This is a genomic window from Nocardioides ginsengisegetis, from assembly GCF_014138045.1.
In the GTDB taxonomy this organism is placed as follows: domain Bacteria; phylum Actinomycetota; class Actinomycetes; order Propionibacteriales; family Nocardioidaceae; genus Nocardioides; species Nocardioides ginsengisegetis.
In genome coordinates, this window is the sequence record NZ_JACGXA010000001.1 from 2,187,700 (window position 1) to 2,201,575 (window position 13,876).

Genomic DNA, 13,876 nt, shown 5'->3' on the forward strand with positions numbered 1-13,876 from the left:
GAGCCGCGTGGATCAGCGCTCTCAGGCGGGCTCGGACAGCGACAGCGCGAAGTCGCCGGCCGGATCGGTCCACCAGTGGGTGAGCCGCAGGCCGGCCGCCGCGAGCTCCGCGGCGACCCGTTCGCGGCGGAACTTGGCGGAGATCTCGGTGCGCACCTCCTCGCCCTCGGCGAAGGACACCTCGAGGTCGAGGGCCGCGATCCGGACGGTCTGGTCACGCAGCGAGCGGAGCCGCATCTCGATCCATTCCTGCTCGTCGTCCCAGACCGCGACGTGCTCGAACGCGTCGGGGTCGAGGTCGGCGCCGAGGTCGCGATCGAGGACGGCGAGGACGTTCTTGTTGAAGGCGGCGGTGACGCCCGCGGCGTCGTCGTACGCCGCCACGAGCCGGTCGGGCGCCTTGACCAGGTCGGTCCCGAGCAGGAAGGAGTCCCCCGCGGCGAGCGTGCCACGCACGTCCGCGAGGAACCGGGCGCGCTGGCCGGGGTCGAGGTTGCCGATCGTCGAGCCGAGGAAGGCCAGCATCCGGCGGCCGCCGCGGGGCAGCTCGCCGAGGTGGTGCTCGAAGTCGCCGACGACGGGTGAGACCACGACGCCGGGGAACTCCTCCGCGACGGCGGCGCTGGCGTCCTTGAGGACCGCCGGGTCCACGTCGAAGGGCACGAAGCGGCGCAGGGTGCCGGCGTCGGAGAGCGCCCGGAGCAGCAGGCGGGTCTTCTCCGACGTGCCGCTGCCGAGCTCGATGAGCGTCTCGGCGCGGGTGGTCCGCGCGATCTCGGCGACCCGCTCGTCGAGGATCAGTCGCTCGGTCCGGGTCGGGTAGTACTCCGGGAGGCGGGTGATCTCGTCGAACAGCTCGCTGCCGCGGGCGTCGTAGAAGTACTTCGGCGGCAGGGTCTTCGGGGTCGAGCCGAGGCCGGCCCGGACGTCGCGGGCCATCTGGTCGGCCAGGGCGCCGGGGTCGAGGTGGACGTCGAAGTCGGAGACGGACATCAGGGCTCCAGTGCGGTCACGGCGACCCCCGACGGGGTCGCGCTCAACAGGTGGTGGTCGGGTACGTCGACCCAGCGCGGGTCGTCGTCCCAGGGCTCGCTGGCGACGACGACCCCGTCGGGCTCGACGAGGTAGCTGAGGGGGTCGCCCCAGGTCACGGCGAGGACCTGCCGCCCGTCGGCGAGCAGCAGGTTGAGGAAGGCGCCGGGGTCCAGGGCGGCGACGGCACGGACCGTGTCGCCCACGCGCTCGGGCCCCTCGGCGAAGACGTGGGCGGCCAGGATCGCCGAGTCGCAGACCGACTCGGCGTCGTTGCGGGCCGGCAGCACCGAGCGGTCCACCCGGCCGTTGTGCGAGAGCAGCCAGCGGCCGTCGGTGAAGGGCGCCGCGGCCGTCTCGTCGGGCGGCATGCCCACCGTGGCGGACCGGACAGCCGCGAGCACGGCCCCCGAGGCCAGCACCGGCGCGACCGAGGCGAACGACGCGTCGCTCCACAGCGGCCGCGAGGACCGCCAGCGGACCGGCTCCGGGCGGCCCTCGACGTAGAGGCCGACACCCCAGCCGTCGGCGTTGAGGAGGCCGCGCCGCTGGCGACGCGGCGCCCAGGACTGCTGGAGCAACCCGTGAGGGTTCTCGAGGACCAGCGAGGACACGCTGCGTGGGGCGCCCAGCCAGGCCAGGTGCCTACACATGCGGCGCCTCCACGTCCCACGCGAGCCGCAGCCCCGAGAAGATCTGCCGCCGGACCGGGTGGTCCCAGTTGCGGAAGGACGGTCGGATCGAGGCGCCACCGACGGCCCACGACCCGCCCCGCAGGACGCGGTAGTCGCCGCCGAAGAACGGGGCGCTGTAGTCGGAGTAGAGCATCGGGGTGAAGCCCGGCCACGGCTCGAAGCCGGACGAGGTCCACTCCCAGACGTCGCCGATCATCTGCTCCACGCCGTAGGCGGAGGCGCCGCCCCCGTAGGCGCCGATGGGCGCCGGACGCAGCGCGTCACCTCCGAGGTTGGCCAGGGCGGGCGTCCACTCCGAGTCGCCCCAGGGCCACCGCCGGCGCCGCCCCGCGACCGGGTCCCAGGCACAGGCCTTCTCCCACTCCTGCTCGGTGGGCAGCCGGGCACCCGCCCAGGCGGCATAGGCCTCGGCCTCGAAGAAGCAGACGTGCTGGACGGGCTCGTCGGGCGGCGGGTCCTCGACGATCCCGAACCTGCGGCGCGAGCCGTCGGCGGCCCAGAAGAGCGGACGCTCGAGGCCCGCGGCGACCCGGTGCTCCCACCCGCGCGCGGACCACCACCGGGGCTCGTCGTAGCCGCCGGCGTCGATGAACCGCTGCCACTCGGCGTTGGTGACCGGCACCCGGGCGATCCGGAAGGCGGGCAGGTCGACGGTGTGGGACGGACGCTCGTTGTCGAGCGACCACGGCTCCCGGTCGCCGTCGACGCCCAGCGTGAACGGGCCGGCGGGGACGAGCACGCTGTCGGCCGGCACCGGACGCCCCGGGGGCAGGGCTGCACCTCGGCCGAGGAGGGGCTCGCCGTCGCGCAGCTGGTGGGTGGCGAGCATCGTCTCGACGTGCTGCTGCTCGTGCTGCTCGACCATGACGTAGGGGAACAGCCGCTCCTCGTCGGCTTGCTCGAGGCCGTCGAGGACGCGACCCCGGACGTCGGTCAGGTAGCGGCGGGCCTCCCCCGGCGTCAGCAGCGGCAGGGTCACCCTGCTGGCGCGGGGGTGCTCGAAGGCGTCGTACAGCTTCTCGACCTGGGCCGACAGGAGCCCCTGGGCCGCGGCGTTGCCGCCGCGGAGCAGCCAGAGGTCCTCCTGCTGGCCGATGTGGGCGAGGTCCCAGACGAGCGGACTCATCAGCACGCTGTGCTGGGCGGTGAGCTCGCCGTCGTCGAAGTCGGTGAGGCGCAGGGTGCGGGTGCGGGCATCCTCGAGGCCGCGCGCGGCGGTCTCACGCACGGGCTTCCTCCTCGAGCAGGTGCAGCGGTCCCCGGGTCTCGGCGACGTGCCGGAGCTCGTCGCCGGGCGTCCGCCCGGCAGCCAGGAGCTCGGCGAGCCGCTCGACGTCGGCCTTCAGGGAGGGCGGGCAGTGGGCGGCGGCGACCTCCGCGCATGCCGCGGCGGCCGCTCGCAGTGCCGGGTCGGCCAGGCCGCTGCGGGCCGCCTCGTCGAGCGACCCGGCGACCGGCTCGCACAGCTCGGCTGCCGCGTCGGCGGCGACGGGGTCGTCGAGGAGCGTGACGGTCAGGGCGGCCAGCGCCGGCCACCACCGGTCGGGCAGGGCGTCAAGACAGCGGATCTCGACGTAGCCGCGGGGTCGGACGGGCGGGAACAGGGTCGTGAGGTGGTAGTCGAGGTCGGCGACCGTCGCGGGCCGCCCGATCGCACGCGGGTCGGCGACCCACTCGCCGAAGGAGACTCGGCGCGTGACCGGGGTCAGCACGGAGGCGTCGCGGACCAGCATCACCGGTGCGGCGAGGGCGTAGTCGGCCCACCGCTCCGGCGGGGCGCCCGCGGTGATCGGGTCGGTGCGGCCGTGGTCGATGCCGTACCAGGTCTCCTGGCGCATGGAGTGCCAGCCGGAGGAACGTCCCGCGAGGTACGGCGAGCTCGCCGAGGTCGCCACCAGCACCGGGACCAGCGAGCGGATGAGCGCCAGCCGGTCGGGCCACCCGGCGACGGGGCCGGCGTCGACGTTGACCTGGAGGGCGGCCGTCGCGGTCATCATCTCGAGGCCCGGGCCGGCGCAGCCGATTGCCGAGAAGTGGCCCTCCATGGCCGCATAGCGCGGGTGCGGGTTGACCCGCCGCACGGGTCGCGCCGGGTCCGCCCCGAGGGGTGCCGCCCCGAAGCCGGCCTCGGCCAGGGCGGTGCGCAGCTCCTCCCGGTCGGCGGCCAGCGCCTGGACCGCACCGCCCACGTCGGCCCGCGGGGGTGTCGACAGCTCGATCTGGGCACCGGGCTCGAGCGTCACCGAGCTGCCGGAGGGCATCGGCGGGAGCTCGGCGAGGAGGGCCTGGACGGCCGGCCAGTCGGGGCGCCGCGCGGGCTCGGCGTGGTCGACGAGGTGGAACTCCAGCTCGAGGCCGACCCGGTGGTCGGTGTCGGGCCGCAGGGCGTCGGCGGCGATGCGCGTGCGGGCGTCGTCGATGTCGTCGAGGACGAGATCGAGCGGGTCGTCGGGGATCGTGCTGGTGATGCTCTGAGCGGTCATTCCGCCCCCTCCAGGTCCGGACCGGCCACCCTTGCGGGCAGCCGCGGGTCGGTGCGGGGGCGGCCCCGGGGGACCGTCCTCGTTGAAAGTTGTCGTGCTGTCCCATGCCTACCGCATGGCACCGACAATCCCAACCACCCGAGCGGACTGTTCGGCGAACCTTCGACGGGGCGTTGCCCGCCCAGAGCTCCTCCGGCCGGCCCTAGATGCCGGCTCCGGCTGCGGGGACGATGTTGTTGTTGAGGCGGAACAGGTTCTGGGGGTCGTACTTCGCCTTGATCTCGGCCAGCCGGACGAGGTTCTGGCCGAACGCGCTCTCCACGCCCGCCGTCACCCCCTCGCCCTCGACGCCGGTGAAGTTGAGGTACTGGGTGCCCGTGCCGTGCGCGTGCACCTCGGCCCACGCGTCGCGGACCCACGAAATCACCCGGTCGTCGTCCGCTTCGTCGGCCCAGTTGCCGTCGATCGAGATCATCCAGTTCGCCGACCGCTCGCTGTAGGCCGTCTCCCCCGCGCCCACCCGGTTGATGGCACCACCCATCTGGAAGGCGATCACGAAGACGCGGTCGCTCGGGCGGCTGCGCGCCTTGTCCATGATGATGTCGAGGATCGGGTCGGTCAGCTCCTCCACGAACGTCGACTTCCAGTAGCTGCGCAGGGTGCCGCGCCGGAAGAACTCGTCGAAGGCCGCCTGGACGGCGGCAAACGGCAGCGGGCCCGAGATGTCCGCGAGGGGCGTGCCGATCTCGCGCAGGGGCTGGATGATCTTCTGGCCCTCCAGGGAGTCACCGGAGTAGAGCGCACCCGTCACGATGAACGGCCTGTTGTGGATCTCCGGCGGCGTGTTCTCGCTGGCCGGGAGCGTGGTGCACCCGATCATCGCCGAGATCTCCTCGGGCACCGTCGCCGCCCACTCCCGGAACTTCCGGTAGACGTTCTCGGCGTCCTCGACCGGGTGGAACACACCGGCGAAGGCCACGATCGGGCCCACGGGGTGGCACCGGAAGGTGAACGAGGTGACGACACCGAAGTTGCCGCCACCGCCGCGCAGCGCCCAGAACAGGTCGGGGTTCGTGTCCGCCGAGGCGGTCCGCAGCTCGCCGTCGGCACAGACCACCTGCGCCGACAGCAGGTTGTCGATCGCGAGCCCGTGCTTGCGCCGCAGCCAGCCCTCCCCACCACCGAGGGTCAGCCCGGCGACGCCGGTGTCCGAGACGATGCCGGACGGGGCCACGAGCCCGAACGCCTGCGTCTCGTGGTCCACGTCGCCGATCAGGGCCCCGCCCTGGACACGGACCGTCCGAGCCTCCGGATCGACCACGACGCCGTTCATCCGCGCGAGGTCGATGAGGAGGCCGCCGTCCACGCTCGAGAGTCCGGCCACCGAGTGCCCACCGCCGCGGACGGCGACGACCAGCCCGTTGGCCCGGGCGAAGTTGATCGCGACGATCACGTCGGCGGCTCCCGTAGGCCGGACCACCAGCGCGGGACGTCCCGGATGCATCGCGTTGTAGGCAGGCCGCACCGCGGCGTACCCGGGATCCTCCCGGGTCAGCACGTCGCCGCGGACGATCATCCTGAGCTCGCCGAGGCTCTCGTCACTGATCTGTGTCTGGGGTCCCGAGAGGGTCGCCATGGAGACTGTCATTGCTCTGCCCTTCGCCCGGTTGTCGGTGGTTCACCAACTTCCGAACCTAGGCCGCGCGGACAGCCGAAGAATCCCCACTATTGGGCACGTGCGGAGCCCGTCCAGCAGGTAGGGCGCGAGGGATCAGTCCAGGTAGTCGCGCAGGACCTGCGAGCGCGAGGGGTGCCGCAGCTTCGACATCGTCTTGGACTCGATCTGACGGATCCGCTCGCGGGTCACGCCGTAGACCTTGCCGATCTCGTCGAGGGTCTTGGGCTGGCCGTCGGTGAGGCCGAAGCGCATGCTGACCACACCTGCCTCGCGCTCGGAGAGCGTGTCGAGGACGGCGTGCAGCTGCTCCTGGAGCAGCGTGAACGACACGGCGTCGGCCGGGACGATCGCCTCGGAGTCCTCGATCAGGTCGCCGAACTCGGAGTCGCCGTCCTCACCCAGCGGGGTGTGCAGCGAGATGGGCTCGCGGCCGTACTTCTGGACCTCGATGACCTTCTCGGGGGTCATGTCGAGCTCCTTGGCCAGCTCCTCCGGGGTGGGCTCGCGGCCCAGGTCCTGGAGCATCTGGCGCTGGACGCGCGCGAGCTTGTTGATGACCTCGACCATGTGCACCGGGATGCGGATGGTGCGGGCCTGGTCGGCCATGGCGCGGGTGATGGCCTGACGGATCCACCACGTGGCGTAGGTCGAGAACTTGTAGCCCTTGGTGTAGTCGAACTTCTCGACCGCGCGGATCAGACCGAGGTTGCCCTCCTGGATCAGGTCCAGGAAGAGCATGCCGCGGCCGGTGTAGCGCTTGGCCAGCGAGACGACGAGGCGCAGGTTGGCCTCGAGGAGGTGGTTCTTGGCGCGACGGCCGTCCTCGGCGATCCACTCGAGCTCCTCGAGGACCTTCGGGGTGATCTTGCCGCCCTTGCTGAGCTTCTCCTCCGAGAACAGGCCGGCCTCGATGCGCTTGGCGAGCTCGACCTCCATCTCGGCGTTGAGCAGCGGGACCTTGCCGATCTGCTTGAGGTAGTCCTTGACCGGGTCGGCGGTCGCGCCGGCGACCATGACCTGCTGCTCGGGCTCGCCGGTGTCGTCAGCGTCGGAGACGACGAAGGAGCCTTCCTTCTCGTCCTCCTTGATCGTCGGGTCGGTCGCGACGTCCTTCTCGAACTGCTCGTCAGGGACGTCGGGGAGGATCTTCTTGCCGTCGGGTCCGACGACGGGGACCTCGACCTCGACGGTCTCGGCGTCGACCACGGTCGCCTTGCGGGTCGTGGTCTTCTTCGCCGCGGCCTTCTTGGCCGGCGCGGCCGTGGTCGCGGACGCCGTGGTGGCGGCCGCGGTCTTCTTGGCGGGCGCCTTCTTGGCGGCAGTCTTGGCCGTGGTCGTCTTGCGGGCCGAGGTGGCCGCGACGGCACGCGTGCTGGACGCGGTCACGTGCACGGAGATGCCCAGGGAGCTGAGGTGACCCAGCAGGCCCTTCAGGTGCTTGGGCTCGATGCGGGCGTCCTCACTGGCCTGACGCACCTCCTCCGGAGTCAGGCTGCCGGTGGGGGTCCCTCGATCGATCAGGGCCACGACGGCAGGGTGCGTGAGCACCTCGGCAGGCAGGAGCATCTTGCGCGCGTTCGAGGACACGAACACCTCTCGTCAACTGACAGTCAAAACAAGGTCGCGGGCCACATGGGGGCGCGGCAAGGCCCGCTATCGTCAAGAGCCGCGGGGTTCATTCTGCCACGGCGCACCTGAGGTCCGGGCATTCCCCCGGATGTGCGCCGCGTCATCCACGCCCAGCGGCGGAGAAAGAGGTCAGGCCTGGGCCTTCGCCGCGGCCTTCTTCTCCTTCTTGAAGTCCCGCACCTTCTGCAGCGAGGCCGGGTCCACCACGTCGGCGACCGAGCGGTGTCCCTCCAGCGCGTAGTCCCCGACGACGGCCTCCCAGCCCTCGGGGCGTACGTCGAGCTGCTTGGCCAGCAGGGCCACGAAGATCTGGGCCTTCTGCTTGCCGAAGCCCGGCAGCTCCATGACCCGCTTGAGCAGGTCCTTGCCGCTGGTGGCCTCCGACCACAGCCGCGAGGTGTCACCGTCGTACTTCTCCTCGACGAGGCCCGCCAGCTCCTGGAGCCGGGCGGCCATCGAGCCCGGGAACCGGTGGATCGCCGGCGGCGTGGAGCAGAGCGCCTTGAACTCCTCGGGGTCGGCCTGGGCGATCCGTGCCGGTTCGAGGGTGCCGAACCGGTCGAGCACCTTGGCCGGGCCGCGGAAGGCGTGCTCCATGGGGTACTGCTGGTCCAGCATCATGCCGACGAGCAGCGCGAACGCGTCGTCGGTCAGGACCTGGTCGGCGTGGTCGTCGCCGGTGATGTGGATGGCCATGGATGAATTCTGCACGAGCGGGGAGAACCCGCGTCATGGACGTGGTGGAGCCCCGTCCTCATGACGCCCACTCTCGGCAACTTGGGTTGCCACGTCTCGAAAAAGGTCCCATGAAGTCGCGCTCCACTCTCCGGCTGGTCCTTGCCGCCGCACTCCTCCCCCTGATCTCGTGGACGGGCTCGGCCCACGCCGATGAGCCTGGCGTCCACGTAAGCGGGATCCTGACGACCGACACCACGTGGACGGCGGCCGAGGGTCCGTACTACGTCGACGGGGTGGTGCAGATCGCCTCCGGCGTCACCCTGCACGTGGCACCAGGGACGCGAGTCGTCCTTGCGTACAACCCCAACAACTACGCCCCGATCTTCCAGGTCGCCGGCACGCTCGACGTTGAAGGCTCGAGCGAAGAGCCCGTCTCCCTGGTCGGCCAGGGGTATGCGGGCCTCGCCGGCCCGGTCAGCAGCGCGACTCACGCCGTTCTCACGCTCAAGCACGTCAACGTCTCAAGATTCGCCTCCGTCTTCCCGCCGACCGGCGGTTCCGGGCACGCCGACTACGAGCTCGCCGACTCGGTAGTGACGGGCACCACCTACATGAGCTACTTCTGGTACCCGGTGAACTACGCACGAGTCGAGCGCAACGTCTTCGTCAACGCCGCCTCGATGACCTTCGGCACGACCAATGCCGTCGCCACCGTGGCCAGCAACCGCTTCCGCGGCTACTCGACCTCCAGCTCTTACCGCCACTACCTGGAGTCGTGGGCTGCCTACCAGCAGCCCCTTCAGGTCCATGGGAACAGCTTCGAGCCGGGACCGAACCCCGTCATGACCGTACGATCCGCGGGCAAGATCGACGCCAGCAGCAACGACTGGGGCACGACCAGCGTCAGTGCCGCGAAGGCACGCGTCGTCGACCAGGAGGACGACCTCAACCTGCCGAGCGTCGTGACGGTCGAACCATTGCTGGCAGCGCCCACGGCCGAGACGCCTGCCACGGCACCAGCCCAGCCATCAAGCGTCATCGGCATTGGCGGGGACCGGCAAGCGACGATCTCGTGGACGGCACCGACGGACGGGGGTTCCCCCATCACCACCTACCGGGTCACCGTGAGTCCCGGAGACCGGACGATCGACCTCCCGGGCGATGTCACGTCCGGGGTGGTCGACGGGCTGACCAACGGCACGTCCTACACCTTCACGGTCACCGCAACAAATGCTGTCGGTACCTCCCCCGCCTCGTCGTCCACAGCTGCGATCACCCCTGCCGCCGTCCCGTCGGCCCCGGAGCACGTGCTCGCGCAACAGGGCGACGGATTCGTCCGCGTCGTGTGGTCGACGTCGGAGTCCAACGGCGCTCCGGTAACGGGCTACACGGTCGCAGCGTCACCCGGTGGTCGGACCATGGCCGTGCCGGGTGGAACGACCGAGACCACCTTCTCCGACCTCCAGCTCGGCACCGCCTATTCGTTCACTGTCTCGGCAACGAACTCGGTCGGCACGTCGCTTCCGTCCGGCACGTCCAACGAGGTGGTCGCAGCGCGCGCTCCCGATGCCCCCGCCACGGTGACGGCGACGCCCGGCGACGGTTCCGCACTCGTCACGTGGACGGCATCGAAGGCCAACGGTGCCGAGGTCCTCGGTTACGTCCTGACCGCGTATCCCGGTGGCCGGCAGATCCAGGTCTTCGGGGGCGACGCGTCCTCATACCTCGTCACTGGACTTCGCAACGGTGTGACCTACTCGTTCACGGTCGCGGCCGCGAGCATGGCGGGAACAAGCCAGGCAGTGTGGAGCGACGCGGTGGTCCCGGCGGGCAAGCCTGGCCAGGTTGCACGGCCTGCTGCCTCGGTCGCGGGTCGCTCCGTGACCCTTCGGTGGGCCGCTCCGGTGGCGAACGGCTCCGCCCTCACGCAGTACGTCGTGCACTGCAGCAGCGGCCGCACGCTGAGGGTGGCGGCGACTACCCGCAAGGCCGTCTTCTCCAGGCTCCCTCCCGGCACCTACCGATTCACCGTCGCCGCCCGCAACGTCGTAGGAGTCGGATCGGCGAGCGCCCCCGTCAACGCACGCGTTCGCTGACTCCGAGTCAGTCGCCGGCCTTGACCGCCAGGACCGGGCAGTGCGCGTCGAGCAGGATGCGCTGGGCGTTGCTGCCGAGGATGAGCTTGCCGACGGGCGAGCGCCGGCGCAGGCCGATCACGATCAGCTGGGCGGAGTTGGCCTCGGCGATGCTGATCAGGTCCTCGGCGGGCTCGAAGCCGCGCACGAGCTGGCGCAGGTCGTAGGGCACTCCGGCCTCGTCGAGGCGGGCCCGCACGGCGTCCATCTCGGTCTCGGCCTGCTTGGCGGCGTCGGCGTCGAACTCCTGGCCACCCCGGTGGGAGTTGACCACCACCAGCTTGGTGCCGCGCAGCTTCGCTTCCTCGATCGCCTTGACCAGTGCTGCCTCGCCCTCCGGCTTGGCCACGTAGCCCACCACGACGGTCATCGTCGCTCCTCCCGATGCTGTGCCGGCCTTGCGGCCCGTGCGGGCAACCTACCGAACTCCGCCCCCGAGGGGGAGCCTGTGGAGAGGCGCGCCCACGATGCGTCGCCGTGCGGCACGCTGGCCGGATGGACGGGACGGGCGGGACCGACGAGCGCGGCGAAGGGATCGCGGCGCCGGTCGAGCCCGCCCTCCGGTCACTGCTGCGCCTCGCGGTGGTCGACCACGCGCGCTCCGAGCCGCGGCGCGTGCACCCCGCCCTGCTGCACGTCGGGCAGCCGGGCGGCGCCCAGGCGGTCTTCGCGTTCGGCCCCGACGAGCCGCAGGACCACACGCTGCGGACCGACGTGGTCGCCGCGATGCTGCGCCGCTGCGCCCGGACGGGTGACGACTCCCCCGTCGTCTGGCTGACCCGCACCGGCGGGCTGGAGCTCCAGGACGCCGACGCCGCGTGGCTGGCCGCCGCGCGGGCGGCCACCGCGGAGGCAAAAAGGCCGCTGACCATGGTGGTGGTGACCCGTCGCGGCTGGCGGGACCCGCGCAGCGGCGTCGGCCGGGTCTGGAAGCGGGTCCGTCCGGCCGACCGGTGAGCCGTCAGGACCAGGTGTGCACCGGCTCGTTGCTGTGCATGGCTTCGCGGTAGTCCAGCAGCGTGGCGCGCAGGGCGTCGAAGCGCTCCATGCCGGACCGCTCCTCCATCCGCCGGACGAACCAGTCGGCGCCGGTGGTGCCGGTCAGGCAGCGCTGTTCGATGATGCCCAGCAGCCGGTCGCGGACCTCGGGCTCGACGCCCCACTCGTCGAGGCCGGCGTGGGCCATCGGCAGCAGGCGGCGCAGGATCAGCTCGGTCGCGCGGACCTGGCCGACTCCCGGCCAGTAGATCTGGGCGTCGACGCCCTGCTGGGCGGCGATCTGGAAGTTCTCCTCGGCGGCGCTGAACGACATCTGCGACCACAGCGGCCGCTCGCTCTCGGCGACCGTGCGGACCAGGCCGAAGTAGAAGGCCGCGTTCGCCATCGTGTCGGCCACGGTCGGGCCGGCGGCGAGGAGGCGGTTCTCGACGCGGAGGTGCGGCACCCCGGCGGCGATGTCGTAGACCGGGCGGTTCCAGCGGTAGACCGTGCCGTTGTGGAGGCGCAGCTCGGCCAGCGTCGGAGTGCCGCCGGCCTCGAGCACCTCGAGCGGCTCCTCCTCCTCCGTGACGGGCAGCAGGGCCGGGAAGTAGCGGACGTTCTCCTCGAACAGGTCGAAGACCGAGGTCACCCAGCGCTCGCCGAACCACACGCGGGGCCGGACCCCCTGGGCCTTGAGCTCCTCGCTGCGGGTGTCGGCGGCCTGCTCGAACAACGGGATCCGGGTCTCGCGCCACAGCTGCTTGCCGAGCAGGTAGGGCGAGTTGGAGCCCACGGCGAGCTGGACGGCCGCGATCGCCTGGGAGGCGTTCCAGTAGGCGGCGAACTGGTCCGGCGATGTCTGCACGTGGAACTGCGTGCTGGTGCAGGCCGCCTCGGGCACGATCGAGTCGGCGGTGGTCTCGAGGCGCTCCGGCCCCGAGATCGAGATCGTGATGTCCTCGCCGCGCGCGTTGAGAATCTGCTCGCTGAGCAGCCGGTAGCGCGGGTTGGCGCTCAGGCTGCCGAGGGACATGTGGCCCTCGGCCAGCGTCGGAAGGATGCCGATCATGACCATGTGGGCGCCCACCGCGGCGGACTTGGTCTCGGCGTCGTTGAGGCTGCGGCGCAGGGACTCCTCGAACGTCGTCAGCCCGCCCTCGCGGAGCTTGGCCGGGGCGCCGTTGATCTCGATGTTGAACTGGCCGAGCTCGGTCTGGAACGCCGGGTCGGCGATCGCCTCGAGGACCTCGGCGTTCTTGAGGGCCGGGTCGCCGCGCTCGTCGATGAGGTTGAGCTCGACCTCGAGCCCGGTCATCGGGTCGTCGGTGTCGAAGCGCTCCTCACGCAGCATCCGGGCGAAGACGTCGAGGCAGCGCCGGACCTTCTCCCGGTGCCGTGTGCGGTCGGCGCGGGAGAACTCCTGTGCTTCGACTTCTTCGCCCATGCGCGCACCCTAGGCGACATCGGGGCTCTCGTGAGCGTGTGAATCCGTGTCCGTCCCGGGCGTGTGGAGGTCGCCCCAGACCTGGGGCGGGACCGCCTGCTCGAGCAGGCGGGTCACCAGACCGACCAGTGCATGGTCGCGGCCGCCCGCGGGGACCCGGTCCAGCGCGCACCACGCGAGGGCCCCGTGCCCGGCCAGCCAGGCCGCGAAGGCCAGCAGGACGGCCGGCCCCGTGAGCAGCTCGTCGGGCGCGCGGCGCACCACGTCGGTCCAGAACGCGACGTCGGCGCGGGCGGTCTCGCGGTCGAGCAGGCCGAGGGCGCAATCGAGGACGGGGCGGTCGGCCAGGTCGGCCACCAGCTGAGCCAGCTCATCGTCGGTGGCGACGGTGCCGAGACCCGTGTGGGTGGTGACCAGCCGGATCATCCGCAGTGCGGCGTCCCGCCAGCTCCCGGACGAGGTGTCCACCCCCGCCAGTGCCGCCTCCAGCGCGGCGACCCGGGCGGGGTCGGCGGCGATCGAGCGCGCCAGGTCGTCACGACTGGCGTGGGTCACGAAGCCCTCGACCACGGCCTCGGCCGCGAAGCGGTGGCCGGTCACGTCGTAGGGGACTCCGTGGGCCGGCACTCCGGGGTGGCGCCCCAGCAGCGGGAACCACCGCTTGCCGTCCGAGCGCAGGCAGTCGACCACGGCGATGCCGGACCGCTCCAGCGACCTCGCGAGCGCGTTGGCGACGCGCCGCGCCGGCTGGTCGCCACCGGAGTAGAGGACCAGCACGACCCGCCCGACGCGGTGCCGCACGGCCGGGTCCACGAGGGCCCCGACGACCTCCGCGACGTCATCCGGGTCGTGGGGCAGGTCGACGCGGGCGTGGAAGGGCCGGGCGCCGCCGAAGGTGAGCATCACGACGGAGTCGGTCGGGGCGAAGCCGAGGACCACGGGCACGACGGCCAGGAGGTCCTCGGGGGTGCGGGCGACGAACGTGGGGGCATGGCGGCTGGTCTCTCGTGTCATGGGCAGAGGCTCCCCACCGCTGCCGACCGTGCCGGGGTGGCCGGGGCGCGGTTGTGCACACGGCGTACGCGGGAGCGGCCTGTGGACGACTCGTGGCGCTGGGCGGG

The 13,876-nt window shown here is 71.8% G+C and carries 12 protein-coding genes; 2 read left to right on the plus strand and 10 right to left on the minus strand.

Annotated elements, in window-relative coordinates:
• Window positions 1-21 precede the first annotated feature (21 nt).
• From egtD to FB382_RS10560, 7 genes are all read right to left on the minus strand, one after another.
• Window positions 22-993, minus strand: a complete 972-nt coding sequence (egtD, locus tag FB382_RS10530; RefSeq protein WP_182538962.1) for an L-histidine N(alpha)-methyltransferase — start codon at window positions 991-993, stop codon at window positions 22-24.
• Window positions 993-1,685 (minus strand): ergothioneine biosynthesis protein EgtC, encoded by a 693-nt coding sequence (gene egtC / locus FB382_RS10535; RefSeq protein ID WP_182538964.1) that lies wholly within the window; start codon window positions 1,683-1,685, stop codon window positions 993-995. Before egtC ends, egtD begins: the two co-directional genes overlap by 1 nt.
• Window positions 1,678-2,955, minus strand: coding sequence for an ergothioneine biosynthesis protein EgtB (gene egtB, locus FB382_RS10540; protein ID WP_182538966.1), 1,278 nt, complete (start codon window positions 2,953-2,955; stop codon window positions 1,678-1,680). Before egtB ends, egtC begins: the two co-directional genes overlap by 8 nt.
• Entirely contained in the window at window positions 2,948-4,210 is a 1,263-nt protein-coding gene (egtA, locus tag FB382_RS10545; protein ID WP_182538968.1) for an ergothioneine biosynthesis glutamate--cysteine ligase EgtA, read from the minus strand. The genes egtB and egtA overlap by 8 nt, the downstream gene beginning before the upstream one ends.
• A gap of 202 nt (window positions 4,211-4,412) precedes the next feature.
• Complete coding sequence (locus tag FB382_RS10550; RefSeq protein ID WP_220481320.1) at window positions 4,413-5,846, minus strand: FAD-binding oxidoreductase; 1,434 nt, start codon at window positions 5,844-5,846, stop codon at window positions 4,413-4,415.
• Between the two features lie 135 nt (window positions 5,847-5,981).
• The gene (locus FB382_RS10555) at window positions 5,982-7,481 is read right to left on the minus strand and encodes an RNA polymerase sigma factor (protein ID WP_343055557.1); all 1,500 of its coding nucleotides are present in this window, start codon (window positions 7,479-7,481) and stop codon (window positions 5,982-5,984) included.
• 165 nt (window positions 7,482-7,646) lie between these two features.
• Window positions 7,647-8,213, minus strand: a complete 567-nt coding sequence (locus FB382_RS10560) for an HhH-GPD-type base excision DNA repair protein (protein ID WP_182538972.1) — start codon at window positions 8,211-8,213, stop codon at window positions 7,647-7,649.
• A gap of 35 nt (window positions 8,214-8,248) precedes the next feature.
• Between FB382_RS10560 and FB382_RS10565 the strand changes: the two genes are divergently transcribed.
• Entirely contained in the window at window positions 8,249-10,291 is a 2,043-nt protein-coding gene (locus tag FB382_RS10565; RefSeq protein WP_182538974.1) for a fibronectin type III domain-containing protein, read from the plus strand.
• 7 nt (window positions 10,292-10,298) lie between these two features.
• On the opposite strand, the gene FB382_RS10570 is transcribed toward FB382_RS10565, so the two are convergent.
• Window positions 10,299-10,700, minus strand: coding sequence for a universal stress protein (locus FB382_RS10570; RefSeq protein ID WP_182538976.1), 402 nt, complete (start codon window positions 10,698-10,700; stop codon window positions 10,299-10,301).
• A 125-nt stretch (window positions 10,701-10,825) separates the two neighbouring features.
• Between FB382_RS10570 and FB382_RS10575 the strand changes: the two genes are divergently transcribed.
• Complete coding sequence (locus FB382_RS10575; protein WP_246377149.1) at window positions 10,826-11,287, plus strand: hypothetical protein; 462 nt, start codon at window positions 10,826-10,828, stop codon at window positions 11,285-11,287.
• Window positions 11,288-11,291: 4 nt separating this feature from the next.
• Here the strand turns inward: FB382_RS10575 and FB382_RS10580 are convergent, their stop codons facing one another.
• Window positions 11,292-12,755, minus strand: coding sequence for a glutamate-cysteine ligase family protein (locus FB382_RS10580; RefSeq protein ID WP_182538978.1), 1,464 nt, complete (start codon window positions 12,753-12,755; stop codon window positions 11,292-11,294).
• 9 nt (window positions 12,756-12,764) lie between these two features.
• Complete coding sequence (locus FB382_RS10585) at window positions 12,765-13,769, minus strand: DUF4192 domain-containing protein (RefSeq protein ID WP_182538980.1); 1,005 nt, start codon at window positions 13,767-13,769, stop codon at window positions 12,765-12,767.
• Window positions 13,770-13,876 lie beyond the last annotated feature (107 nt).